At 74.6% G+C, this 23,927-nt stretch carries 23 protein-coding genes; 12 read left to right on the top strand and 11 right to left on the bottom strand.

Annotated features, from left to right (window positions below; genetic code table 11):
* Positions 1–24: 24 nt before the first annotated feature.
* Positions 25–627: a DedA family protein gene (locus BJY16_RS25570; protein ID WP_185042101.1), complete on the top strand. Its 603-nt coding sequence runs from the start codon at positions 25–27 to the stop codon at positions 625–627.
* A 232-nt stretch (positions 628–859) separates the two neighbouring features.
* Entirely contained in the window at positions 860–1,594 is a 735-nt protein-coding gene (locus BJY16_RS25565; RefSeq protein WP_185042100.1) for an alpha/beta fold hydrolase, read from the top strand.
* A gap of 366 nt (positions 1,595–1,960) precedes the next feature.
* Here BJY16_RS25565 and BJY16_RS25560 read toward each other — a convergent pair whose 3' ends face one another.
* The 7 genes from BJY16_RS25560 to BJY16_RS25530 form a co-directional block, all read right to left on the bottom strand.
* A complete protein-coding gene (locus BJY16_RS25560) occupies positions 1,961–2,449 on the bottom strand; it encodes a YfbM family protein (RefSeq protein ID WP_185042099.1) in 489 nt (162 codons plus the stop codon).
* Positions 2,450–2,546: 97 nt separating this feature from the next.
* Positions 2,547–3,386, bottom strand: a complete 840-nt coding sequence (locus BJY16_RS25555) for a hypothetical protein (RefSeq protein ID WP_185042098.1) — start codon at positions 3,384–3,386, stop codon at positions 2,547–2,549.
* Positions 3,383–4,453, bottom strand: a complete 1,071-nt coding sequence (locus BJY16_RS25550) for a glycosyltransferase family 4 protein (protein WP_185042097.1) — start codon at positions 4,451–4,453, stop codon at positions 3,383–3,385. The genes BJY16_RS25555 and BJY16_RS25550 overlap by 4 nt, the downstream gene beginning before the upstream one ends.
* A complete protein-coding gene (locus BJY16_RS25545; RefSeq protein ID WP_185042096.1) occupies positions 4,453–4,791 on the bottom strand; it encodes a hypothetical protein in 339 nt (112 codons plus the stop codon). The genes BJY16_RS25550 and BJY16_RS25545 overlap by 1 nt, the downstream gene beginning before the upstream one ends.
* A complete protein-coding gene (locus tag BJY16_RS25540) occupies positions 4,788–5,510 on the bottom strand; it encodes a hypothetical protein (RefSeq protein ID WP_185042095.1) in 723 nt (240 codons plus the stop codon). Before BJY16_RS25540 ends, BJY16_RS25545 begins: the two co-directional genes overlap by 4 nt.
* Before the next feature lie 13 nt (positions 5,511–5,523).
* Positions 5,524–6,675, bottom strand: a complete 1,152-nt coding sequence (locus BJY16_RS48565) for a glycosyltransferase (protein WP_275408054.1) — start codon at positions 6,673–6,675, stop codon at positions 5,524–5,526.
* Positions 6,668–7,570 carry an NAD-dependent epimerase/dehydratase family protein gene (locus tag BJY16_RS25530; protein WP_185042094.1) on the bottom strand — a complete coding sequence of 301 codons (903 nt, stop codon included), beginning with the start codon at positions 7,568–7,570 and terminating at the stop codon, positions 6,668–6,670. Before BJY16_RS25530 ends, BJY16_RS48565 begins: the two co-directional genes overlap by 8 nt.
* Before the next feature lie 81 nt (positions 7,571–7,651).
* Between BJY16_RS25530 and BJY16_RS25525 the strand changes: the two genes are divergently transcribed.
* From BJY16_RS25525 to BJY16_RS25490, 8 genes are all read left to right on the top strand, one after another.
* Positions 7,652–8,014, top strand: coding sequence for a metalloregulator ArsR/SmtB family transcription factor (locus BJY16_RS25525; RefSeq protein WP_185042093.1), 363 nt, complete (start codon positions 7,652–7,654; stop codon positions 8,012–8,014).
* Positions 8,011–8,499 carry an SRPBCC family protein gene (locus BJY16_RS25520; RefSeq protein ID WP_185042092.1) on the top strand — a complete coding sequence of 163 codons (489 nt, stop codon included), beginning with the start codon at positions 8,011–8,013 and terminating at the stop codon, positions 8,497–8,499. The genes BJY16_RS25525 and BJY16_RS25520 overlap by 4 nt, the downstream gene beginning before the upstream one ends.
* A gap of 49 nt (positions 8,500–8,548) precedes the next feature.
* Positions 8,549–9,232: a DUF6199 family natural product biosynthesis protein gene (locus tag BJY16_RS25515; RefSeq protein WP_185042091.1), complete on the top strand. Its 684-nt coding sequence runs from the start codon at positions 8,549–8,551 to the stop codon at positions 9,230–9,232.
* A gap of 88 nt (positions 9,233–9,320) precedes the next feature.
* Positions 9,321–9,701, top strand: coding sequence for a PPOX class F420-dependent oxidoreductase (locus tag BJY16_RS25510; RefSeq protein ID WP_185042090.1), 381 nt, complete (start codon positions 9,321–9,323; stop codon positions 9,699–9,701).
* A gap of 82 nt (positions 9,702–9,783) precedes the next feature.
* Positions 9,784–11,559 (top strand): S8 family serine peptidase, encoded by a 1,776-nt coding sequence (locus BJY16_RS25505; RefSeq protein WP_239177034.1) that lies wholly within the window; start codon positions 9,784–9,786, stop codon positions 11,557–11,559.
* Between the two features lie 96 nt (positions 11,560–11,655).
* Positions 11,656–14,160: a putative bifunctional diguanylate cyclase/phosphodiesterase gene (locus BJY16_RS25500; RefSeq protein WP_185042089.1), complete on the top strand. Its 2,505-nt coding sequence runs from the start codon at positions 11,656–11,658 to the stop codon at positions 14,158–14,160.
* A 31-nt stretch (positions 14,161–14,191) separates the two neighbouring features.
* The gene (locus BJY16_RS25495) at positions 14,192–14,644 is read left to right on the top strand and encodes a hypothetical protein (protein ID WP_185042088.1); all 453 of its coding nucleotides are present in this window, start codon (positions 14,192–14,194) and stop codon (positions 14,642–14,644) included.
* A 72-nt stretch (positions 14,645–14,716) separates the two neighbouring features.
* On the top strand, positions 14,717–16,093 hold the full coding sequence (locus BJY16_RS25490; RefSeq protein WP_185042087.1) for an SGNH/GDSL hydrolase family protein: 1,377 nt from the start codon (positions 14,717–14,719) through the stop codon (positions 16,091–16,093).
* Between the two features lie 249 nt (positions 16,094–16,342).
* Here the strand turns inward: BJY16_RS25490 and dmpI are convergent, their stop codons facing one another.
* The 3 genes from dmpI to BJY16_RS25475 form a co-directional block, all read right to left on the bottom strand.
* Positions 16,343–16,525 (bottom strand): 4-oxalocrotonate tautomerase DmpI, encoded by a 183-nt coding sequence (dmpI, locus tag BJY16_RS25485; protein ID WP_185042086.1) that lies wholly within the window; start codon positions 16,523–16,525, stop codon positions 16,343–16,345.
* Positions 16,526–16,764: 239 nt separating this feature from the next.
* Positions 16,765–17,670: a LysR family transcriptional regulator gene (locus BJY16_RS25480; RefSeq protein WP_185042085.1), complete on the bottom strand. Its 906-nt coding sequence runs from the start codon at positions 17,668–17,670 to the stop codon at positions 16,765–16,767.
* Positions 17,671–17,682: 12 nt separating this feature from the next.
* Positions 17,683–18,519 (bottom strand): SCO6745 family protein, encoded by an 837-nt coding sequence (locus BJY16_RS25475; RefSeq protein WP_185042084.1) that lies wholly within the window; start codon positions 18,517–18,519, stop codon positions 17,683–17,685.
* Positions 18,520–18,872: 353 nt separating this feature from the next.
* Here BJY16_RS25475 and BJY16_RS25470 point away from each other — a divergent pair, with 353 nt between their 5' ends.
* Complete coding sequence (locus BJY16_RS25470) at positions 18,873–20,252, top strand: magnesium transporter MgtE N-terminal domain-containing protein (protein ID WP_185042083.1); 1,380 nt, start codon at positions 18,873–18,875, stop codon at positions 20,250–20,252.
* Here the strand turns inward: BJY16_RS25470 and BJY16_RS25465 are convergent.
* On the bottom strand, positions 20,249–21,688 hold the full coding sequence (locus tag BJY16_RS25465) for a trypsin-like serine protease (RefSeq protein ID WP_185042082.1): 1,440 nt from the start codon (positions 21,686–21,688) through the stop codon (positions 20,249–20,251). The two genes, BJY16_RS25470 and BJY16_RS25465, sit on opposite strands and share 4 nt — an antisense overlap.
* A 22-nt stretch (positions 21,689–21,710) precedes the next feature.
* Between BJY16_RS25465 and BJY16_RS25460 the strand changes: the two genes are divergently transcribed.
* The gene (locus BJY16_RS25460) at positions 21,711–23,924 is read left to right on the top strand and encodes an ATP-binding protein (RefSeq protein WP_185042081.1); all 2,214 of its coding nucleotides are present in this window, start codon (positions 21,711–21,713) and stop codon (positions 23,922–23,924) included.
* The last annotated feature ends 3 nt before the right edge of the window (positions 23,925–23,927 follow it).

Below are 23,927 nucleotides of genomic sequence, written 5' to 3'. Positions count from 1 at the left end.
GTCGGATCGAGGGAGGAATGCGGAATGCTGGACCACCTGATGCCGCTGCTGTCGTCGCCGTGGCTGTATGTGGTGGTGTTCCTGGCCGTGGCGATCGACGGTTTCCTGCCGTTCATGCCGTCCGAGGCGATCGTCATCGGCGCGGCCGCCCTGTCGGCCACCGGCTCGCCGAGCCTGATCGCGCTGGGCGCGGCCGCCACTGCCGGCGGCATGGCCGGCGACCAGATCTCCTACCGGTTGGGGCGCCGGGTCGGCGGCCGGGTCCGCGACGGCCGGCTGGCCGAGGCGATCACCCGCGCGAAGCGGATGCTGCTGCGGCACGGCGGCCTGCCGATCCTGATCGGCCGCTTCCTTCCGTACGGCCGCACCGCCACCACCCTGACCGCCGGCTCGGTGTCCCTGCCGCCCGCCCGGTTCCGCCTGTTCAGCGCGCTGGCGAGCACCGTCTGGGCGGTCTATGTGATCGCGCTGGGCCGGTTGGGCGGGGCGACGTTCGCCCATTCGCCGCTGCTCGGCGCGGCCTTCGGCGTGGTCGTCGGCATGGCCCTGGCCGGCGTCTGCGCCCTGATCGAGAAGCGCCGCCCGGCGACACGCGAGCGCGAACTGGTGGCCGCCGGCCGCCGCTGACCGGCCACGATCGGGGGCCGGCGGCAACGGTGTCTGGCCGCCAAGCTCAGCCCCCGCGCCGCCGGTCCACTGTGGCTACCCGTTTCTCCGAGAGATATTCACATCGATCATCGGCGCCGGTCCGCCGGGAAGTCGCCGGTCCGCTGCGCGTTCCGATCCGCCATTTCCGGTACGCCCTCCGCCCCGCCAAGCGCGTCCCCGCATTCGCCAGCACGGATGGCACACTCCCCGCATGGACCAGAAGATCCGGGTGACCGGCGGCGGCACCGGCGAGCCCCTGTTGTTGCTGCTGCACGGGCTGGGCGCCACCGGCGACGTCTGGTCCGGCTGGGCGCCGCTGCTGGAGCGCCACTGGCCGGGCCGCTGGCTGGCCCCGGACCTGCCGGGGCACGGCGGTTCGGCGCCGCTGCCGGAGTACACCTTCGACGCCTTCGCCGACGCCCTGGTCCCGCTCGTCCCGGCCGGCGGCCGCACCGTCGTGCTCGGCCATTCCCTCGGCGGCGTGGTCGCCCTGGCCCTGGCCGCCCGCACCCCGGTCACCGCCGTGGCCGGCCTGGGCGTCAAGGTCGCCTGGACCGCCGAGGAACTGGACCGCGCCCGGTCGCTGGCCGCCCGCCCGGTCACCTGGTTCGACTCCCCGGACGAGGCGGCGGCCCGGCACCTGCGCATCTCGGGCCTGGCCGGCCTGCTCCCACCCGGCCATCCCGCGGCCCGCAACGGCATCCGCGAGGAGGACGGCCGCTGGCGCCTCGCCCTCGACCCGCGCGCCTTCGCCGTCGGCGCCCCGGACATGCCCGCGCTGATCGCCCAGTCCCCGTCCCCGGTCACCCTCGCCCGCGGCGAACACGACCCGATGAACACCGACGCCCAGTTCGCCTCCCTCGGCGTCGCCACCCTGACCCTGCCCGGCCTGGGCCACAACGCCCACGTGGAGAACCCGGAGCAGTGCCTCACCCTCCTGCCCTAGTCTGCGGCCCCGGCGCGTTCGTGCCGGCCAGCCCCGCCCTCTAACGCCGGAGATCGCCCGCCAGGTCGCCGACGACGGCCCCGACGACGTGACCAACCACTGCCACGTCATCGTGGACGGCGGCCACGGACTGTCCACCGAGCCGCATGTGGTCATCGACCTGTCACCGGCGCGGACGGGCCACTGCCACGCCGCGTCCGGGGACACCTACGGCGTCCCCGGCGAGATGCCGCTCGTCGCCACCACCCTCACCCGACCTGCTGCAGCTGCTGGCCGCCGGCGGCGACAGCACAAGTCCAGCGTCGCCGCGCGATGCCGACGCCCACGACGGTCCGGAATGACTGCCATGGCCGAGACCTGATCGGGTCAGGTCGCGGTGAAGAGGACCGCGCGGCCGGCCGCCGCCGCCCGCTGATAGAAATCCCGGACGTCGACGAAGCCGTCCCACGTGTACGTGAAGTCCTCGTCGTCGTGGGCGCCGTCATAGTCGGTCAGATCGATCGCCTCGAACCGGCTGCGCAGCCAGGTCTGGTCCACCGATTGGAGGGCAGCGGCGACGTCGCGGGTCTCCGCCGCGGTCAGGTGCACGACGTAGTAGTCGTCGTGCAGGTGGCGACCGCCGAGCACCGCATGGGACAGCGGATAGTCGCCGCCGTCCGGGTCGAGCGTGCCGCCACCGAGGCAGCGGTGGATGGCATCCCAGGCCTTGTCGGTGTCGACCTTGAGCCGGTCGTCGTCCCACGACTCCTCGAGCTCCTCGAGGAGCTCGCCCACCCGGTCGCTGTCATCGGCGTCGTCAGCCGCGAGCAGCGCCCGCTCCTGTTCGCCCGTGATCGCGAAATGCACACCCAGCACGCCGTGATCGTAGGGCTTGAACCGGACGTCGGCAGCCCCGCTCGGACGCTCCAGGTGCGCACGGGATCACGGTCTGGCACAACCGGTCGGCTGTGGTTCAGGCGGTGGTCGCCGTCGGGGCGGGTGATCCGGCAAGGCGGGCCCGGGCCGCTCGGGTGAACTGGTCGTCCCAGCGGCGCGGGAACGGGAGCATCCGGTGCTTGGCGCGCCACGGGGCCAGCTGGCGGACCACGTTGAAGCCGGCCGCGGTCACGATCCGCTCCACGTCCGCGAACAGCGGCCACACCGGGTAGCGGTCGGTGTGCTCGACATCGTCCGGCAGGCCGGCCGGGCGGTGCGGGGCGGCCACCAGGAGCCGCGGCCGGCAGCCTTCCAGCGACGCGCACTCCCGGGCGTACGCGAGAAGCTCGTGAATCTCGGGGTCCGGGCCGGAATGCGCGACCAGCCAGACGGCCTGGGGATGGGCAGAGTCGGACAGCTGGTCGATGAGGTAAGGCGGGTCGACGAGGTCAGGCGGGTCGGTGAGGTGGAGCGGGCCGCACGCCGCCGACGTCCGCGCCAGGTGCGCCGCGTGCGCGGGGCGCAGGTCCTCCAGGATCCAGGTCTGGTCGAACCGGATCGGCACCGAAGGCAGCAACGCCGCATAGGCGTCCCAGCGCAACAGCCGGGCCAGATGCACCGTGCGGGCACCGCGCGGCAGGGACCTCAGCTCTCCGTCGATGCCGGCCGGGAAAGCGTCCACCACCAGCTCCGACGGCCGCAGCGACGGCAGCGCCGCGACCGGCAGCACCCGGTGCGGCCCGAGCACCCGCGGGTCGGCCGCGAACGGCGACCCGGTCAGGATCGTCGCGGGCTCGTCGCCGTGGACGGTGTGCAGGTAGGCCCGGATCCGGGTCAGGTGCCCGAGCCCGCCGCCCGGCGCGTAGCAGACGATCACCGCACGGATGCCAGCACTTTCCGGTAGCCCTCGGTCTCGGCGGCCACCCCGAAGCGCTCCCGGACCCGCCGCGCGCCCGCCGCGCCGAGTGCCGCCAGCTGATCGTCGTCGGCCAGGGCGGCGTGGTGCAGGGCGGCCCGGCAGCCGTGCGGGTCGCCGGCCGGGAAGGCGAAGCCGATCGACGGGTCGACCAGGTCGGCGAGCCCGCCGGCGTCCGAGGCGAGCAGCGGGATGCCGAGCGCGGCGGCTTCCAGGGCGACGTTGGGCAGGCCGTCGTAGAACGACGGCAGCGCGATCAGGTCGCAGGCGGCGTAGACGGTGAGCAACTGGTAGCGGTCCTGGAAGGGCAGCGCGGTGAACGCCACCTCGGGGTGCGCGGCCAGCCACTGCTCGATGCCCGGCTCCAGGTCACCGGCGAGCACGACGTGGAACCGGTCCGCGTGCCGGCCCGCGGCCAGGGCGTCCAGCAGGAGGCGGACGCCCTTCTTGTTCTTCAGCTGGCCGACCAGGCCGAGCGTGCGGCGGCCCGGCTCGACGTGCTCGGCGCGCCACGCCGCGGCCTTCTGCCGCTCGGACGGCAGGAGCTGCCAGTCGGCGGTGTCGATGCCGTTGGCCACCCAGGTGACCGGGGTCGACGGGGCCAGCCGGGACACCAGCGGCGCGGTGCTGCTGGCCACCACGCAGACGTGCGCCGACGAGCGCAGCGCCTCCAGGACCACCGGCTGGCGGCGCAGCGAGAACATCCCGGTGTCGAAGTCGTTGCCGCGCAGCAGGGTGATCAGCGGCAGCCCGCCCCAGGCGGCGTAGACCGGGGCGCTGAGCAGTGGATACGTCCCGCCGAAGGCGACCACGTGGGTGAACTGTCCGATGGTCGGGGCCAGCGTGGTCCAGAGCGAGCGCAGCGCGTGCTCCGGGTCCTCGGCCAGCGGGACCGCGCCGCGCCGGCCCAGGTGCACCACCTCGACGCCGACGCCGGCCGCGCGCAGGCCGCGGACGATCCGGTCGCACGAGGTGGCCATGCCGCCCTGGCTGGGCGGATAGTTCTCGGTGAGCCAGAGCAGCCGCATCAGCTGTCCACCAGGGCGTCGTCGCCGTCGTCGAGGTAGTCCTGCTGGGCGCCGGCGCCCGGGTCGAAGGCGGACCGGTCGTACGCATCGAAGCCGGCGTACCACCCCGCGTCCTGATACTCCCCCGCGGTCCGGTGCCGGTGCATGCGGCGCCGGTAGGCGGCCGCGGCGGCGGGATGCCCGACCTGGTTGCGGGCGGCGGCGCACTCCGGGCACAGGCCGCTCTCGGTGATGTGGCCGGCGCACAGCGGCCGCTGGCAGGCGGGGCAGCCGGCGACCGCCATCACCCCGCATTTGCCCAGGGTGAAGAAACCGGTGGTGACCGTGCAGGGCGTCATCGGGCCGCACCTCTCTGCGGGGTCCAGCGGAACGGCTCGGTGGCCACGCTCAGGATCCGGTCGACCTGCTCCTGGCCGCTCTGCGGCAGCCGGGGCAGCTTGGCGGTGGCGAGCACGCTGCGCCGCCGCCCCTCCCGGACGAACACCCCGATCCAGGCCGGCGGCGGGGTCGGCGGGACCTGGCCGGCGGTGTCCTTGGGCAGCCGGCGGCGGACCCGGATGGTCTGGGTCAGCTTGCTCTTCTTCTTCCATTTGATCTTGCCGCGCGGGTTGCGCTTGGAGATCCGCCGGGTCCGCTCCCGGTCGACGACCAGGATCTCCAGGACGCTGCCGTCGCGCAGCTCGGCGCGCAGCCGCAGCCACGGGTCGACGGTCCACGCCTCGGTGGCCGACCGGATCGGCTTGTGCACCGGCAGGTCGCGGGCCGGGCCGGTCTTGCCGGGCGCGTCCTTGCCGCGCAGGTCGGCCACCACGCTCAGGGTGCCGGTCGGCCCGAGGTCGGAGCAGAGCTCGATGACCAGCGGCACCAGCACGTCGAGGGTGCGCGGCGGCAGCGCCCATTTCCGCCGGCGGACCAGGCCGGCATGCTGGTAGAGGCTGGCGATCAGCGCCGTCCACCCGTCGGCCGGCTGGGTCGCGGAGAACCCGCGCTGCGAGATCAGCGCCTGGTGCAGCGGGTGGAAGCCGGCCATGGCGGCCTTCTGATCGCGCCAGAACATGACCGGGACCGTATCAGCGACCCGCGACGGTTTCGTAGACGACGGCCAGTCTGCCCCGGGCGTGCCGCCAGGTGAAGCCGGTTTCGACGTGCCGCCGGGCCCGCTCGCCGAGCTCCCGGCGGACGTCCGGGTATTCGAGCAGCACCCGGATGGCGCGGGCCAGCTCGGCCGGCCGGTCCGGCGGTACCAGCCGGCCGTGCTCGCCGAGCACCTCGCGGATCACCGGCAGGTCGGAGGCGACCACCGCGGTGCCGGCCGCCATCGACTCCCACACCTTGATCGGGCTGCAGCCCTGCTCCAGGTTGCGCGGGGTGGCGGTGAGCGGTGCCACGGACAGCTCGGCGTGCGCCAGCCAGGCCGCGACCTCGGCGTGCGGCAGCATGTGCTGCCAGCGCACCCGGTCGGCGACCCCGAGACGCTCGGCGAGCCGGCGCAGCGGCCGGGCCCGGTTCGCCGACACCGACGAGCAGACCACCAGGGCCAGGTCGGTCAGGTCGGCCAGCCGGGCGAAGGCGCGCAGCAGCACGTCGACGCCCTGCCACGGCTGCAACGCGCCGACGTAGATCAGGTAGCGGTCCGGGGCCGTGTCCGGTCGTGGCAGTCCGGCCGGCGGCGGGTCCGCTCCGTTCGGCACGAGATGCACGCGGTCCGGTGCGGCGCCGCGGTCGAGCACGGCGCGCTGGATGACGTACGACGGGACGACCACCGCCGCGGCCCGGCTCAGGCAGTGCCGCTCCAGCTCGCGGAGCTTCCCGAGGGTGCTGGGCGCGACCAGCGGCCAGGCGTAGGGCAGCTCGACCGACGGCAGCCCGTTCGCCTCGTAGACCAGCGTGGCCCCGGTGTCCAGGGCGGGCAGCGCACCCCACGGGTCCCGCACGTGGCACAGCTCCAGGGTGTCCCGGTGCGGCGCGAGCTGCTCGGCGGCCCAGGCCGAGAAGGCCTCGGCGCGGTCCAGCAGGTTCGGCACGACGGCGTCGAACCGGACAATCTCGACGGCGCCTTCCCGCTGGTAGGCGGGCAGCCCGCCACCGCCGAGCACGCAGAGCAGCCCGCCGCCGTAGCGGTCGAACAGCTCGGCCGCCATGTGCCGGATGTGCACCGCGGAGCCCTTGCTGGAGGGGAACCGGTCGAAGGCGAGGTAGGCCGCCCGATGTCCGTCAGCCACGCTCGCGCCGCTCCCGATGCCAGGCGATCTGCCGGGCCAGCCCGTCGTCCAGTCCCGTGCTCGCGGTCCAGCCGAGCAACCGGGCCGCCCGGCCGGTGCCGGCCCAGGTGCGGGCGACGTCACCGGGCGCCTCGTCCTTGACCACGGTCGGCGGCATGGTCCCGAGCAGCCGCCCGATCCGCTCCAGCGCGTCACCGACGGTGACCGTCGCCGGATTGCCGATGTTCAGCACCGTCCCGCTCGGCAGCGGCGTCTCCGCGGCCCGGACCGTCGCCGCCACCACGTCCCCGACATAGGTGAACGACCGGCTCTGCCCGCCGTCGCCGAACAGCGGCGCCGGCACCCCGGCCAGCCCCGCCTCGATGAACCGGTGGAACGCCATGTCCGGCCGCTGCCGAGGCCCGTAGACCGAGAAATACCGGAGCACAACCCCGTCGCAGCTCCCTCGCCGCACGACCTGTTCCGCCGCGAGCTTCGATGTGGCGTACGGACTGAGCGGCGCCGTGACCTCGTCCTCGTCGCACGGCCGTTCCGCGCTGCCGTACACGCTCGAACTCGACGCCAGCACGATCCGCGTCCCCCGCCCGGCGCACGCCTCGACCAGCCGCTCGGTGGCGGTCACGTTGTCCCGCCAGGTCCGCGGCCCGCCGGAGTCACGCACCCCGGGCCGCCCGGCCAGATGCAGGATCACGTCGCTGTCGGCCAGCGGCGCGAGATCGTCGGCGGCCAGGTCGCACTCCGTCACCGTCATCCCGGCGAGGGCCAGCTCAGCCCGGTGCTGGACGGCGCCGCCCCCGGTCACGTCCACGGCCAGCACGTCGTGCCCAGCGGCCACGAGTGCCTCGGCGAGGTGACTGCCGATGAACCCCGCCGCTCCCGTCACCACCACCCGCACACGGGAACTCTAACGACGCGACCGGCCGGGACCGCCGCCCGGGGCCTGGCAGATGCGTAACCTGTCGGTTACGCTTCCGGGGTGGACGAGGTGGCGGGGGCGATCGCGGACCCGGTGCGGCGGGAGATCCTGCTGATGCTGCGGGACGGGTCGCGGTCCGCCGGGCAGATAGCCGACCGGTTCGCGATCAGCCGGCCGGCCGTCAGCCGGCACCTGCGGGTGCTGCGCGAGGCCGGGCTGGTGCGCGACACCGCGGACGGGCGGCGCCGGGTCTACGCGCTGGTCACCGCGCCGCTCGACGAGCTGGCCGGGTGGCTGGAGCGGCTGACCCGGCCGTCCGGCTGGGAGCACCGCTTCGACGCGCTGGAGACCGAGGTCTACCGCACCCGCCGCGAGCGGCGCCGGGCCGCCGGGCAGCAGAGTTCCGAGGAGGAGATCGCATGAGTCCGACACCCACCGGCCGGCTTGCCGGCACCGACCTGGTGCTGACCCGCACCTTCCGCGCCCCGGTCGACGACGTCTGGGCCAGCCTCACCGACCCGGAGCGGACCGCGCGCTGGTACGGGCCGTGGGAGGGCGACGCCGGGCCGGGCCGGATCATCAAGGTGCAGATGGCCCACGAGGAGGGCCGGCCGTGGATGGACATGACCATCGACGCCTGCGAGCCGCCGCGCCGGCTGGCGCTCTCCGCCGACGAGGGCGGCGACCGCTGGGTGCTGGAGCTGGCGCTGACCGAGGCGGACGGCGTCACCGAGCTGCGTTTCACCCAGCACCTGACCGGTCTCGGCGCGGTCGGCGAGATCGGCCCGGGCTGGGAGTTCTACCTGGACGCGCTGGTCGCCGCCCGCGACGGCGCGCCGATGCCGGACTTCGACGACTACTACCCGTCGCAGAAGGAGTATTTCGAGGCGCAGCGCCCCGGCGACTGACGGATTCCGGACCGGCCGGCGGCCCGGATCCTCTCTACCATCGATGGGCATGGCTCGGTTGCTGTGCCTGGTCCCGTTCCTCGCGCTGCTGCTGTGGGGGGCGATCTCGCCGCGGTCGCAGTGGCTGACGCTCAGCGCCTGGCGGTTCCGGCATCCCGAGGCGAACGAGCCGAGCGACGCCGCCTACGCCTGGACCCGGGCCTCCAACATCCTCGGTGTGGTGCTGCTGGTCTGCGCCGGGATCGGCCTGGCCGACGCGAGCCGGGACCGCGGGCCCGGGGCCGGCCCGACCCCGGCGGCGACCGCGACCACGACGTTCGACTACACCACCCCAGCCGCCCTGCTGGTGGATTTCGGCGTCCAGCAGGCCACGGTCGTCACGGTGCCGCGGCTGTCCGCGCCGCCCGGACCGGACACCGCCCAGCCGGTCGCGGTCGTCCGGCGGCGCGCGGTCGACGCCGCCTTCCCGCCGCCCTACCTGCCCAGGAGCACGCTGCCCGGCGGTGGCAACTGGCTGCTCCTCGGCGTGCGCGGCGACTCCCCGCCGGTCTCGGTCACGGTCCGGGAGGCGGCCGGCGCGATCACCGTCGGGGTGTTCGGCGCCTGCGCCGGGGCCTGCTCGGCGGTGCCGGTCACCGGCGGGGCGACGGTCTACCTGGTGCCGGTCGAGCTGGCCGCGCCGCTGGCCGGCCGGGCGGTGATCGACCAGGCGACCGGGGACCGGGTGCCCTGAGCCGGGCACCGGCCGGCCGGCGGGCGGCGCCACGGTGCTCCGGCCGTACCGAAAGCCGGTCTTCATCTCGCGGCTCTACGATCGCCGGATGAGCGTGCCCACGGAGATCGCCGCCAGCAAGCAGATCAGTCTGATCACGTTCCGCAAGGACGGACGGCCGGTGGCGACGCCGGTCTGGCACGTGGCCCGGGGTGACACCCTGACCACGGTGTCCGCCGCGGACGCCGGGAAGGTCAAGCGGATCCGGAACAATCCACGGGTCGAGGTGGTGGCCTGCGACCTGCGCGGCAAGGTGGCGCCGGGAGCGCAGCCGGTGCGCGGCACCGCGGTGCTGCTGCCGCCGTCGGAGACCGAGAAGACCCGGCGCCTGATGGAGACCCGCTACGTGACGGCGCGGATCGGCGGCTTCGTCAGCCGGCTGCTGCGCATCAAGCGCCCGGCCGGGATCGGCATCGTCATCACACTCTGAGCCCGGAAACCCTCATGGTTGCCGTCGCGTTGCCGAAGATCGCCTGCTGAGAGCGGCCGCCGGCCGTCCGGGGAGGGATCACGTGAGTTCGGCGAAGAGCGTGAGTTCGGCAAGGAGATGGCGGCGTGCGGCGCTCACCGCCGGGCCGGTGGTGGCGCTCGCGGTCGGGACCGGATGCCTGCCGGCTGCGGCGCTGGCCGCCCCCGCGACGCCACCGGGCGCACCGGTCGGGGTGATCGTCGCGCTCGACGCGGGCGCGAACGTCGCCGGCGCCGAGGCCGTCGTGGTGCGCAAGGGCGGCACGGTCCGGCGGGAGCTGCCGATCGTCAACGGGTTCGCGGCGACGGTGCCGGGCTCGGCGGTCGCCGCGCTGCGGACGCTGGCCGGCGTGCGGTCGGTGACCCCGGACGGGTCCGGCCACCTGATGGTGGTGGACCCGGCGCTGGGCTACGACCCGGTCAGCGACGAGGGGTCGCTGTCGTTCGTCCGGGACGTGGTGCACGCGACCGACGCCTGGAAGGCGGGGTACACCGGCAAGGGCGTGGACGTCGCGCTGATCGACTCCGGGGTGGCCCCGGTCGCCGGGCTCACCTCGGGCACCGTGGTGAACGGGCCGGACCTGTCGTTCGAGTCGCAGTACGCCGACGTGCGCTACCGGGACACCTTCGGGCACGGCACGCACATGGCGTCGATCATCGCCGGCCGGGACGCCGCCGGAACCCCGGCCGGCTACACCACCGGCAAGGGGTACACCGGCATCGCGCCGGACGCCCGGATCGTCAGCGTCAAGGTGGCCGCGGCGGACGGCTCCGCGGACGTGTCCCAGGTGATCGCCGGGATCGACTGGGTCACCCAGCACGCGCACGACTACGGGCTCAACATCAAGGTCCTGAACCTCTCGTACGGCACGGACAGCGTCCAGTCGTCGGTGCTCGACCCGCTCTCGTACGCCGTCGAGCAGGCCTGGCGCAAGGGCATCGTGGTGGTGGTCGCGGCCGGCAACGACGGCACCCTGCGGCAGGAGCTGGCCAACCCGGCGGCCAACCCGTACGTGCTCGCGGTCGGCGCCGAGGACCCGAACTACACGCTCGCCTCCGGCAACGACACGGTGCCGCTGTTCGCCCAGCGCGGCACCGCCGCCCGGCACGTCGACGTGGTGGCGCCCGGCGTGCACATCCTCGGCCTGCGGGTGCCGAACAGCTTCGTCGACCAGCTCAATCCGCTCGGCCGGGTGGGCAGCCGGTTCCTCCGGGGCAGCGGCACCTCGCAGGCCACCGCGGTGGTCTCCGGAGTCGCCGCGCTGCTGCTGCAGAAGAACCCCGCCGCCACCCCGGACCAGGTCAAGTACCTGATCACCGCGAAGGCCGCGGCGTTCCCGCTGGCCCGGCAGATCTGGCAGGGCACCGGCCTGGTCGACGTGCGGCAGTCGCTGAGCCTCAAGCCGGCCGACGCGCCGGTGCAGAAGTTCACCACGTCGACCGGTGCGGGCACCCTGGAGGGTGCCCGCGGCAGCGACCACGTGCTGCTCGGCGGCAAGGCGCTGACCGGTGAGAAGGACATCTTCGGCCGGACCTGGAACGCCACCGCCATGTCCGCGGCGACCGCCGCCGGCACCGCCTGGAGCGGCGGCGACTTCAACGGCAGCACCTGGACCGGCACGGCCTTCAGCGGGGTCGGCACCGACTGGACCGCGGTCAAGTGGACCGGCTCGGACGGGACCGGTGGCACCTGGTCGAGCCGCAGCTGGGTGAGCCGCAGCTGGGTCTCCGGCAGCTGGGACAGCCGCAGCTGGGTCAGCGGCGTCTGGTACAGCCGCAGCTGGGTGTCGGACGGGTGGGCGGACGCCTCCTGGAGCTGAAAACGCTCAACTCCTCCCGGCCGCGCGCCGACTAACGAGATAGGGGACGGCCCGGCTGCGCGCCGGGCCGTCCCCCTTCGAGGAGGGGGCGGCGTCGTGGATCGCACCGGGATGCGCCGGGTCTGCGGGCTGATCGTCGTGCTCGCCGGGCTCGCCACGGTGCTGTGGTTCTTCGCCGGCCGGCTGCCGGCCGTACAGTCAACCGGTCCTTTCATGTGGCTGGTCGTGGCCGTGCTGTCGGCGGTCGCGGAACGGTTCGTGCTGCACATCCAGCTGGGCCGGGAGGCGCAGGGGATCTCGCTCAGCGAGGTGCCGCTGCTGCTCGGGCTGTTCCTGACCACGCCGGCCCAGTTCGGCGTCGGGCGCACCCTGGGGATGCTCGCGACCTGCGTGCTGCTGCGCCGGGCCAACCCGATCAAAACCGCTTTCAACACGGTCGAGGTCGCGCTCGAGTCGGCGGTGGCGCTGCTGGTCTTCCACGGCGTCCTCGGCCTGGCCGGCGACGGCACCCTGGGCCGCTGGACGGCCGCCTTCGCCATGGCCGGCACGGTCGGCGCGGTCAGCGCGCTGAGCACCACCGCGGTGGTCTCCCTGGCCGACGGCTCGGTGCGGCCCGGCGACCTGCTGCGCGAACCCGCCCGCGGCGCGCTCACCTCGATGGTCACCGCGATCGCCGGCCTGATCGTGGTCGCCCTGCTGCAGCAGAACCCGTGGAACGCGCTGCTCGCCGCGATCGCGCTGACCGGCCTGATGGTCGCCTACCGCGCCTACGCCGGGCTGGCCGAACGGCACCTCGCGCTGGAACGGCTGCACCGGTTCAGCCAAGCGGTCGGCGACCACCCGGAGATCGACGACGTGCTGCGCACCGTGCTGGCGCAGGCCACCCAGGTGCTGCACGCCGCCCGCGCCGAGGTGCTCTTCCTGCCCGGCACGCCGGGCAGCGAGGCGGTCCGGATCCGGGCCGGGCGGCACGGGCGCCTGCAGCGCGCCGCGAGCGCGGTGACCGGCCCGTGGGAGCGGGCGGTGGACGGCGGCGAACCGGTGCTGATCACCCGGCTCACCCGGGACCCGGAGGAGCGCGAATACCTGACCGGCGAGGCGGTCCGGGACGTCATCATCGTGCCGCTGCGCGGGGACGCCGGGCTGATCGGGGCGCTGATGGTCGCCGACCGGCTCGGCGACGTGCGGGCCTTCGACGAGGCCGACGTGACGCTGCTGCAGACGGTGGCCAACCAGGCGGCGATCGCGCTGGGCAAGGGTCGCCTCGCCGACCGGCTCGAACATCAGGCGGCGCACGACGCGCTGACCGGGCTGCCGAACCGGACCGCCCTGCACCGCCGGCTCGACGAGCTGCTCGCCGCCCGCGCCGACGCCGGGGTGGCGGTGCTGCTGATGGACCTGGACGACTTCAAGAAGATCAACGACACCCTCGGGCACCACCACGGTGACGCGGTGCTGCAGCACGTCGCCCGGTTGCTGCGGGACGCCGTACCGGAGGAGGTGGTCGTGGCCCGGCTGGGCGGTGACGAGTTCGCGGTCGTCGTGCCCCGGGTGGCCAATCCGCGGGAAGCGGTCGAGATCGGCGACCGGCTGCGGGTGGCGCTGCGCACCCCGGCCACCGTCGACGGCATCCGGCTGGAGGTGGGCGCGTCGCTGGGCGTCGCGGTCGCCCCGGAGCACGGCGACGACGTGGCCGGCCTGCTGCGGCACGCGGACATGGCGATGTACCAGGCGAAGAACACCCACCGCGGCACCGCGGTCTTCGACCCGGCCGGCCCGGCCCCGGAGAGCCCGGCGCAGCTGGCGCTGGTCGGCGAGTTGCGGTCCGGGCTGGGCCGCGGCGAGCTGCGGCTGTACGTGCAGCCGAAGGCCGACGCGCGCACCGGCGAGGTGGTCGGCGTGGAGGCCCTGGTGCGCTGGCAGCACCCGCGGCACGGGCTGATCATGCCGGACGAGTTCATCCCGATCGCCGAGCGCAACGGGCTGATCAACGCGCTCACCGCGGAGGTGCTGGACCTCGCGGTCACCGCGGCGGCCGGCTGGGCCGCGGCCGGCGATCCGGTGTCGATCGCGGTGAACCTGTCCGCCCGCAGCCTGCTCGGCACCGACCTGGCCGGTCAGGTGGCCGCGCTGCTCGCCGGCCGGCAGCTGCCGGCCGGCCTGCTCACCCTGGAGCTGACCGAGAGCTCGATGATGACCGACCCGCGGGGCGTCGCCGCGCTGCTGGCGCAGCTGAACGCGATGGGCGTCCGGCTCTCCATCGACGACTTCGGCACCGGCTACTCGTCGCTGTCCACGCTGCGCCGGCTGCCGCTCGACGAAATCAAGATCGACAAGTCGTTCGTGATGGGGCTGGAGGGCAACGCCGACGACGAGACGATCGTCCGCTCGGTCGTCGACCTCGGCCTCAACCTGGGCCTGCACGTGGTGGCCGAGGGCGTGGAGAACGAGCGGATCTGGCGGATCCTGCGCCAGATGGGCTGCACGCTGATCCAGGGCTACTACCTGACCCGCCCGATCCCGGTCGGCGACTTCCCGGCCTGGCTGGCCGAGTACCGGGAGACCCGCGGCGCCCTGGCCCTGCAGGCCGACGCGGCCTGACCGCTCGCCCGCCGCCGATACGCTCGGGCCCATGTTGACGGCCAGGAAGACGAGCACGTGGACGGCCCGGTACGAGTTCGCGGTCGACGGGCACCCGGTCACCACCTGGGATTCGTCGTGGTGGCGCACCGGCGGGACGTTCACGATCGACGGCCGGCAGTACCAGGTGCGGGCCAACGGCTGGGGCACCAAGTACCGGATGATCGACCAGGCCGGCCGCGAGGTCGCGCTGGTCGAGCGGGCCGGGCGCAAGTACTGGAGCGTGCAGGCGTCCGGGCGGGTCTACGAGTTCCGCCGCGCCTCCTTCTTCGGCAACCGGCAGGAGCTGCTGGTCGGCGGGATGCCGGCCGGGTCGCTGCGCCGCACCAGCGCCTGGAGCGGCAACATCGAGGCGGACCTGCCGGGGCTGCCGTTGCCGCTGCAGATCTTCGTGGTCGGCGTCCAGATAGCCATCTGGCAGGCGCAGGTGGCCGCCAGCAGCTAGCCCATTGAGCGCGCCACATCTCCCGTGGTAGCGATATCTATCGATGGATTTCGCGACGCACGAGGGAGTGTCATGCGAAGAGAACGTCTGACCCGGGCCGTCATCGCCGTCTTCGCCTGGGCGGTGCTGACGCCCGCGGTCGCGGTGGCGCAGGAACCGATCGCCGGCGCCGGCGGCTCCCCGGGCGCCTGGACCGACGCGTGGACCGGCTCGATCCAGGGCGTCTACCCGGTCGGCTACTCGGTCGCCCAGCCCGGGACGCCCGGCCCGGCCGGCCCCGGGAACACCGCGCCGCTGCTGACCGCCGCCTTCCCGGACAACCAGGCGCGCAACCAGACACTGCGCATGATCGTGCACCCGAACGTCGCCGGCACCGGCTGGCGGATCCGGCTGTCCAACGAGTTCGGCACCCGGCCGGTGACCTTCGGGCGGGCGGCCGCGGGCCGGCAGTCCACCGGCGGCAACGTCGCGGCCGGCACCAACCGGGCGCTCACCTTCGCCGGCCGGCGGTCGGTCACCGTCCCGGCGGGCCGGACCGTGCTGAGCGACCCGGTCGCCGTGCCGATCACCGACGCGGCGTCGCAGCGCCTCGCGGTGAGCCTGCACGTGACCGGCGCCAGCGGGCCGATGACCTGGCACGCGGCGGCGTTCACCACGTCGTACCTGGCCGGGCCGGACACCGGCGACCACACCGGGGACCTCGCCGACACCGCGTTCCCGTACTCCACCACGTCGTGGTTCTTCGTCTCCGCGGTGCAGGCGCAGCGCCGCGACGCCGCCACCGTGGTGGCGTTCGGCGACTCGATCACCGACGGGTTCTTCTCCACGATCAACGGCGACGACCGGTGGCCCGACGTGCTGCAACGCCGGCTCGACCAGGGCCGGCCGGGCAAGCGCCCGATCTCCGTGGTCACCGAGGCGATCGGCGGCAACATGGTCACCCGGATCGGCCGCACACCCGGCGGCTGCACCCCGTGCGACGGGCCGCCCGCGCTCGACCGGCTGGACCGCGACGTGCTGGACCGGCCCGGCGTCCGGGTGGTGATCCTGCTCGAGGGCATCAACGACCTGGGTGGCGGCGGTGCCACCGCGGAGCAGGTGATCACCGGGTACCGGGAGATCGTCCGGCGGGTGCACGCCCGCGGCATCAAGATCATCGGCGCCACGCTGACGCCGTCGGCGGGCACCGCGTTCGGGCTCTACGGGACCCCGGAGACCGACGCCAAGCGACGGACGATCAACGACTTCATCCGTACAGGTGGCCTGTTCGACGGGGTCGCCGACTTCGCCGCGGTCACCGAGGATCCGGCCAACCCCGGGCATCTGCTGCCCGCCTTCGACACCAACAGCAGCGCCGGTGGGCCCGGTGACCACCTGCACCCGAACCGGGCCGGGTTCCTCGCGATGGCCGGCGCGATCGACGTGGCCCAGTTGCGCAGCCTCGTCTGAGCCCGCGGGCGGCGGCGCGGGGGTGCCGGGCCGCGCCGCCGCTGCGGGTCTTGGCTGGTGCTCGAAGGTGACACTGCCGGTCGGCTCGGTGGGGGCGGTGGGATGGCCCGGCCACGTGCCAGTCCCCGCCCGCCCAGGGGGAGCCTCCCCGAGAACAGTGTGGCGGCAGAGGACGATCTCCCCAGGGTGGGCTGTGGACAACGCGCTGATGTGGACAACGCGCCGCTGACCAGCAGGGTCAGGGATGTCTCAGCGGTCGGCGGTCAACTTGCCGGCCGCGCCCCAGCTCTCCGGGCCGACCTCGTGGATCCAGACCTGGACCGACTCGGCCGGGATCCGGTAGGCGTCGACGAACGCGTCGGTGATCCGGGCGACCAGGTCGCGCTTGAGTTCCGCGTCGCGGGGGCCCTGCTGGATGGTGACGATGGGCATGATTTCTCCTCCTGTCCGGTGAAGTGGATCTGGCCTTCAGTCCACTCCGGCGGGCGGCCGGGAACCAGAAGCACTCCGCGCACACAGCGATCACCGATCGAGATCGTCCGGCACCTCGCCCACTTGGCCCGCCGCGCGCGACGGTGACCGATCGCGATCCGCGCCGGCCGGCCGGCATGCCCCGGGTTACTGATCGGGATCGTCGCTTGCCACCCGCCGGCAGGCTGGCCTGCCCCGGTTCACTGATCGGGATCGTCGCTTGCCACCCGCTGGCAGGCCGCCAGCAGCGCGGCGGCCCGGCCGCCGGTGGCCGGCAGCACCAGCGAGGTGGGCAGCGCCAGCGGGACCGGCAGGAACGCCACCCGCGGCCGGTGCACCTGCCGGGCGGCCGCCGCGTACACCACCGTCCAGCCCCGGGCGCCCGCAGCGAACGCCGCCAGGGTGTCCTCCAGACTGCTGGCCGGCGGGCCGGGCAGCGGCTCGAACCCGGCGTCCCGGCAGGCCCGCAGCACCAGGTCGACCAGCGGCGGATTGGTGCGCCGCGGCGTCAGGTAGAGCGGCATCCCGGCCAGCCCGGCGAGCTCCACGCCGGACGGACCCGGGCGGGCATCGTCCGGGGGCGGGCGGTGCCGGGCCGAGACCGCCACCACCAGCCGGTCCTGCCACACCGGGACCTGCCGGAGCCCGTCCGGCAGCTGGACCGTCCCGCGCACGAACGCGGCATCCCACTCCCGGTCCGCGACCCGGCGCAGCCGCTCCTGGGTGGCCGCCGAGACCAGCTCGGCGCGGGTGTCCGGGGCCAGCCGGGCCAGCTCCTCGAGGATGCGTTCCAGCCGGTCGCCCAGCCCGCGGCTGGTGCCGACGCGCAGCACCGACTCCCGGCCGGCGACGAACCCGGCGACGGTGGCCAGCGCGTCCCGCTCGGCGTCCAGGACCCGGTGGGCGGCCGGCAGGAACGCGGCCCCCGCCTCGGTCAGCCGCACCCGGCGCGGGGTCCGGTCGAACAACGTCACGCCCAGCTCCCGCTCCAGCCGGCCGATCTGCTGGCTCACCGCCGACTGGACGATCGTCAGCCGCTCGGCGGCCCGGCCGAAATGCAGCTCCTCGGCCACCGTGACGAAGTACCTCAGCTGGCGCAGCTCCACCGGCCGATGATGTCAGGGGCGGGGCAGGCCCATCGGGTTGGGGAACGGCACGACCGTGGCGGCCGCGCCGGCCAGCGGCTCCAGCAGCCGGGCCAGCCGGTCCCGGTCGGCAGCACCGACCGCCGTCCACGGCTGCGCGGCCAGCCGGTCGGTCCGGCTCTCCACCTCGCGGTGCGCCGCCTCGCCGGCGGCGGTGGGCCGGCCGTCCCGGTCCAGCCAGCCGCGGCCGGTCAGCGCCCGGGCCGCGGCGTCCCACTCGTCGTCGGTCCAGCCGCGGTTCGGTTGCAGCTGCTCCCGGCCGCCGTACAGGGCGTCGCGCAGCACCAGCGCCTGACACCCGGTGAGCTCGGCGTCGACCAGCGCGGCGATGTGCCCGTCACCCCGGTGCTCGCGCAGCACGGTGGCGGCCTGCCACAGCCGGGCCAGCGGGTCGGCCGGCGTCGGCAGGGCGGCGTTGGCCGCGCCGAGCGCCCGGCCGTCGGTGCCGGCCGCCCGGGCCGCGGCCGCCAGCAGGTCGGCGGCCTCCGCCCAGCGCGACGGCTCGGCCGGCAGCACCGCGCGCAGGGCGGCCACCGCGCCGTCGAGCCGTGCGGTCAGCGCCTCCTCCGGCGTTGCCCGCTGCCAGACGTCGGGCAGCGCCCGGGCCACCATGGCCGGCGCGAACGAGAAGAACAGCGCGGTGACCGGGGCCGCGGTCACCGCGCCCAGCGGCGCCGCCCGCCCGGCGAAGTAGCCGCGCCAGAACCCGCGCAGGCCGGCGCTCTCGAACCCGGCCCGGGCCTCCGGCGCGAAGTAGGTGACCGCGTGCAGCGGCTCGAACAGCTGCCACAGGTGCCGTATCGATGACATGCCGTCGATTCAACCGCAGCCGCCGACAACGTTTCGCCGCGCCGCTCGTTGCACCTGATAGCGGCAGGCGGAGCGGGCCCGCTGCCACGGACCCGCTCCCGGTGACATGTCCGCGTGAACGCTCATCACCCACCGGGTGATGAGCGTTTCGTGCTTTCCGAACACGTCCGGGTGCGGCGGCGGCCGCACCCCGCCGATCCACCGGGGCTCAGGGCAGGTGAGCCGTCGAGGATCGGCAGCTGACTATCCCGCACCGGTGAGCGTCCGGACCGGACCCGGTGTGCGTCACCTGCCCGTCACCCGATCGGGTGTTACGTGGGACACCACCGGACGGGGTAGGACACGATGGGCCGATGGACCCGGCATCGAGCATCGTGACGCCGGCGTCGGTGCCGGATCCGCGCGCCACCGAGACCGTCGCCGACCTGGCCGACCAGCTGCGCCAGCTGCGGCTGGCCGCGCACCGGCCGGCGCCCACCGACAACCCGCTGACCCTGCGGCAGCTGGCCGTGCTGACCGGGCTGCCGCACAGCACCCTCGGCAACGCCGAGTCCGGCCGGGTGCTGCCGCGCGTCGAGGTGGTCTACCGGATCGCGCAGGCGTGCGGGGTGCCGGACGATCAGCTGCCGTGGTGGACGGCGGCCCGCAACCGGGTGGCCGGCCGGCGCCGCCGGGCGCCGCACCCGGCACCCCCGCCTCCCCCGCGGGAGCGCCGTGCCGAGCCGGTGCCCGACCAGCCGATCCTCGCCGACGACCTGCTGCTGGAGCTCGGCGGCACCGCCGTCGACAAGGCCGCCGAGCTGCTCGCCGGCCGGGCCCCGGAGTCGGTCGTCGCGTTCCTGCAGCGGCTGCACCCGGCCCTGGTGGCGAAACTGCTCGCCACCATGGACCCGGTGCTGGCCACCGGACACCTCAGCGGACTGTCGCCGCAGCACGCGGTGGCCTGCCTGGATGCGACCGACCCGGGCACGGCCGCCCGGCTGCTGACGCTGACCCCGGTCACCGCCGCGGTCGCGCACCTGACCGCGATGAACCCGGAGGCGGCCGCCCGCGCGCTCGCCGTCATGCCGGGCACCGCGCTCGCCGCCCGGTTGCCGCACCTGGACGTCGACCTGGTCCGGCGGACGGCCCGGACGATGCCGGTGGAGCAGCGGACGGCGCTGCTGACCGGTGCGCCGCTGCCCCCGGCGGTCACCGGCGAACTGCTGTTCAGCCTCGGCTTCGACGGCTCCCTCGCGCTGCTGCGCGCGGCCGGCGCCCGGGTCGCCGCCCGGCTGCTGACCGCGCTGCCGGCCGACCCGGCCGCCGGGCTGCTCGCCGAGCTGCCCGCCCGGGACGCCGCGGCGATGCTCAAGCAGATGCCCGCCGAGCAGGCCGCGGCCCGGCTGCTCGGGATGACCGACCGGCAGGCCGCCGAGCGGCTCGCCCCGCTGTCGCCGCGCCCGCTCGGCGACGTGCTGGCGCACCTGCCGGTGCCGTGCGCCGCCCGGGTGCTGGCCTGGTTCGCCGACGCCCGCCGCCGGGCGGTGCTGCAGCGGATGCGCCCGGAGCGCGCGATGCCGATCCGCTGGCACACCGAGACCGCCACCTACCGCCTCTGGCTGCCCACCCTGGCCACCGAGGCCGCGACCAGCGGCGCCACCAGCGCGCCGACCCTGGCCGAACTGGCCACCGCCGGCCCGCCGCCGCCCGCGCTCACGCCGGGCACCGGCGGACCGGCGGCGACGGGTTAGGGCTGGCTCTTCACCGCACGCATGCCGCTGGCCCGGATCGCATCGTGAATGTGGCTGTAACAGAGGGCTCCACCGCACCGGCCGGTGTGGATGCCCACCGCCAGGTTGAAGTTGCGGAACCACGGTCCGCCGCTGTCCCCGTCGATCAGGACCGTGCTGCCCAGGTTGGTGACGCGCTGGTACGGCCTGGTCCATCCATCAACCGTCATGTCGTAGGAGAGAGCCGTGAGCTGCCCGCAGTAGAAGGTGCCCGGCCTGCGCATCACCGTGCTCCCGCACACCGTGTCACCGACGTTGTCGCCGGCTGCGGCCTGTTGCCCCAGGATGGCGAACTTGGTGGTGGAGTTCTGCCATACCTCGCGGGTGTCGTAGTTCTGGTTCATGTTGATCACCTGCACGTCGGCCGCGCATCCCTGATGGTTGCAGGCCCCGCGGGTCCAGCCGATGCCGTAGCCGGTGCTGTATCCGGCCCCGGTCGCGGCGTTGCGCCACTCCATGTTGATCACACCGTTCGCGCAGTGCCCGGCCGTCATGATCCAGTACGAGTCCGGCGCGACCGGCTCGTCCTTCTGCACCACGAAACCGGCCTGACAACCATGACCGTCCGAGCTGACGATCCGCATGCCGCCCCGCCACGGCGGTCCGGTCTCGTTGTTGGTCCCCGAGGTTGCCACATCCGCCTGCCGGACGATCAACGCGTCGGGGGGAACGAGCTTTGCCAGCTCGGCCCGGATCCCGGCGTCGTCCACCCGGCGGCGACCGGCCGCCGACGGGTTGGGGTTGGTGTCGTCCAGATCCACGATCAGCGCGTTCAGCGGAATGCTCACCATGACGCCGCGGATGCTGGAGTCGGTGCTGTCGCGCAGGGCGCCCACCGCCTTGTCGAAACCGGCCAGCTGGCTCTCGGAGTACTTCACCTGGCGGAAGGCCAGGCGGTCCGAGTAGTGCGCGGTGGCCCGGATGTCCGCCTCGGCCGTCGCGTCCGCGCCGGCCAGCAGCACGGTCAGCCGGCCGGTGGCCGGATCGAGATAGTGACCGGCGGCCGAGGCGCGGCCGGCGAGGACCTTCTTGACCGACGGCACGTCGACGTTCATGACCTGCTGGCGGAAGTTGAGCTCATCCCGTTCGGCCGCGGTGAGCCACAGTCCGTAGTCGAAGTTGAGGCCGGCCGCCTTGCCGGTGCCCAACGCGCTGACGTAGCTCGCGTCCGACCGGAAACCCCAGCGGACCCGCTGCTCCCTGGTGAACGCGAGCAGCGACTGTCCGGGCGGCGGCAACGGCGTCAGCCAGGTGCGTACCAGCCCCGCGTCCAGCATCGCCGGTGGCACCGCCGGTGTCGCCGGAGCCGGGCCGGCCCAGGACGCGCCGGGCGGCAGGGACACGGCGACCAAGCCGACGACGGCCGCCGCCAGGATCGTTCGTACTCGACTTCTCATGAACTGCCCCTCCTGCTCATCGATGGATGTCCGTACCGTGAACGGGGTGTTCGGTACGCTGCTGGCCGGCCACCGCCGGCGCGCCAACCTCACCCAGGAAGGCCTGGCGGAGCGCACCGGCCTGAGCGTGCGCAGCATCCGCGATCTGGAGAACGGGCGGGTCGCCCGGCCGCGGCCGTCCACGCTGCGGCTGCTGGCCGAGGCGCTACGGCTGACCGCCGCCGAGCGGGAGCGGCTGCTGGCGGCCGCCCGCCCGGAACCGGCCACCCCGCGGCAGCTGCCGCTGGACGTGCCCGGCTTCGCCGGCCGCGGCCCGCAACTGGCCGCGCTCGACACCCTGGCGACCGGCGCCGTGCGGATCGCGGTGCTGACCGGGCTCGCCGGGGTGGGCAAGACGGCGCTGGCCGTGCACTGGGCGCATCGGGTCAGCGGCCGGTTCCCGGACGGCCAGCTCTACGCGGACCTGCGCGGGTTCGGCCCGACCGGGGCGATCGCCGACCCGGCCGAGGTGCTGCGCGCCTTCCTGGAGGCCCTCGACGTGCCGCCGGCGCGGATTCCGGACGGTCCGGATGCGCGGTCCGCGCTCTACCGCGGCCTGCTCGCCACCCGGCGGATGCTGGTGGTGCTGGACAACGCCCGCGACGACGACCAGGTACGCCCGTTGCTGCCCGGCGCCGGCCCCAGCGCGGTGCTGGTGACCAGCCGGGACCGGCTGACCGGGCTGGTCGCCCTGACCGGGGCACGCCCGCTCACCCTGGACGTGCTGGTCGAGGCGGAGGCGCGGGCGCTGCTCGCCGCCCGGGTCGGCGCCGGGCGGCTGGCCACCGACGCGGCGGCGGCGTCCCGGATCGTCACCGCGACCGCCGGGCTGCCACTGGCCCTGACCATGGTGGCCGCCCGGGTGGCCAGCCACCCGGCGTTCCCACTCGCCGCCTTCGCCGACGACCTGGGCGTCACCGCCGACCTGCAGCGGGTCTTCTCCTGGTCCTACGGGGCGCTGCCGGAACCGGCCGCACAACTGTTCCGCCTGCTCGGACTGCATCCCGGTCCGGATGTGACGGTCCCGGCCGGGGCCGCGCTCGCCGGCCGGCCGGTCGCCGCCACCGCCCCGCTGCTGGCCGAGCTGGCCCGGCTGCACCTGGTGATCGAGCACCGGCCGGGCCGGTTCCTGCTGCACGACCTGGTCCGCGACTACGCCGCCGCGATCGCCGCACCGGATCCGGAGGCGAGCGACCGGCTCTACCGGCATCTGCTCGCCGAGGCCGGCGCCGCCGCGGCCGCGCTGCAACCGCAGTGGCTGGCCCCGGTGCCGAGCCCGGCGAGCACTCCCCCGATGGACGCCGCCCGCCGGTTCTTCACCGCCGAGCAGCAGGTGCTCGCCGCCGCCGTACGCCAGGCCGCGGAGCGGGACCTCCCGGCGTACCCCTGGCAGTTGGCCTGGTGCCTGGCGGCCTGGTTCGCGCCCAGCGGCCGGTGGCGGGACAACGCCGCGGTGCAGCGCGTCGCGCTGGAGGCGGCCCGCCGCCGCGCGGACCCGGTCGGTACGGCGACCGCGAGCCGCATGCTGGCCCGTGCCGAGACCCGGCTGGACCGGCTCGGTGACGCCGAGGCGCACCTGCACGACGCCCTCCGCCTCTATCGCGAGCTGGCCGATGCCGGCGGGCAGGCGCAGACCCTGCACAACCTGGCCGAGGTACTGCAGATGACCGGCCGGTCCGAGCAGGCCGTCGCGGCCACCGGGGAGGCGGTCGCGCTCTACCGGCGGGCCGGGCACCGGGACGGCGAGGCCCGCTCGCTCAACGCGCTGGGCTGGCTGCACGCGCTGGCCGCCCGCTACTCCGAGACGATCGCCTGCTGCACCGCGGCGCTGGCGGTGCAGCGGGAACGTGGCGACCGCAACGGGCAGGCGGCCACCCTGGACAGCCTGGCCTTCGCCTACCACCGCCTGGACCTGCCGGACCGCGCGGCCGGGGCCGCCGAGGAGGCGATCCGCCTCTTCCGCGAGTCGGGCGACCGGTACCACGAGGCGGAGACGCTGGGCCGGCTCGGCGACATCCGGCTGGCGACCGGCGACCACCCGGCGGCCGCCGACGCGTGGCGGACCGCCGTGCGCATCTTCGACGAGCTCGGCGACCCGGCCGCCGACGGCCTGCGCCGGCGCCTCGACGGGGTGACCGGTGGTGGCGACCATGCCGTCCATCGTCAGGACCGGGCGCCTCGGTCACCAGGAAGTTAGGCG

The sequence above is a fragment of the Actinoplanes octamycinicus genome (assembly GCF_014205225.1).
Classification (GTDB): domain Bacteria; phylum Actinomycetota; class Actinomycetes; order Mycobacteriales; family Micromonosporaceae; genus Actinoplanes; species Actinoplanes octamycinicus.
The sequence above is the reverse complement of the archived record's forward strand: the minus strand, read 5'-3'. Positions and strand labels throughout refer to the sequence as shown.

Coding starts and splice junctions, on each gene's coding strand:
- BJY16_RS25570 (WP_185042101.1), top strand. CDS start 25: ATGCTGGACCACCTGATGCCGCTGCTGTCGTCGCCGTGGCTGTATGTG.
- BJY16_RS25565 (WP_185042100.1), top strand. CDS start 860: ATGGACCAGAAGATCCGGGTGACCGGCGGCGGCACCGGCGAGCCCCTG.
- BJY16_RS25550 (WP_185042097.1), bottom strand. CDS start 4,453: ATGCGGCTGCTCTGGCTCACCGAGAACTATCCGCCCAGCCAGGGCGGC.
- BJY16_RS25545 (WP_185042096.1), bottom strand. CDS start 4,791: ATGACGCCCTGCACGGTCACCACCGGTTTCTTCACCCTGGGCAAATGC.
- BJY16_RS25540 (WP_185042095.1), bottom strand. CDS start 5,510: ATGTTCTGGCGCGATCAGAAGGCCGCCATGGCCGGCTTCCACCCGCTG.
- BJY16_RS25520 (WP_185042092.1), top strand. CDS start 8,011: ATGAGTCCGACACCCACCGGCCGGCTTGCCGGCACCGACCTGGTGCTG.
- BJY16_RS25515 (WP_185042091.1), top strand. CDS start 8,549: ATGGCTCGGTTGCTGTGCCTGGTCCCGTTCCTCGCGCTGCTGCTGTGG.
- BJY16_RS25510 (WP_185042090.1), top strand. CDS start 9,321: ATGAGCGTGCCCACGGAGATCGCCGCCAGCAAGCAGATCAGTCTGATC.
- BJY16_RS25495 (WP_185042088.1), top strand. CDS start 14,192: ATGTTGACGGCCAGGAAGACGAGCACGTGGACGGCCCGGTACGAGTTC.
- BJY16_RS25490 (WP_185042087.1), top strand. CDS start 14,717: ATGCGAAGAGAACGTCTGACCCGGGCCGTCATCGCCGTCTTCGCCTGG.
- dmpI (WP_185042086.1), bottom strand. CDS start 16,525: ATGCCCATCGTCACCATCCAGCAGGGCCCCCGCGACGCGGAACTCAAG.
- BJY16_RS25475 (WP_185042084.1), bottom strand. CDS start 18,519: ATGTCATCGATACGGCACCTGTGGCAGCTGTTCGAGCCGCTGCACGCG.
- BJY16_RS25470 (WP_185042083.1), top strand. CDS start 18,873: ATGGACCCGGCATCGAGCATCGTGACGCCGGCGTCGGTGCCGGATCCG.
- BJY16_RS25465 (WP_185042082.1), bottom strand. CDS start 21,688: ATGAGAAGTCGAGTACGAACGATCCTGGCGGCGGCCGTCGTCGGCTTG.
- BJY16_RS25460 (WP_185042081.1), top strand. CDS start 21,711: ATGGATGTCCGTACCGTGAACGGGGTGTTCGGTACGCTGCTGGCCGGC.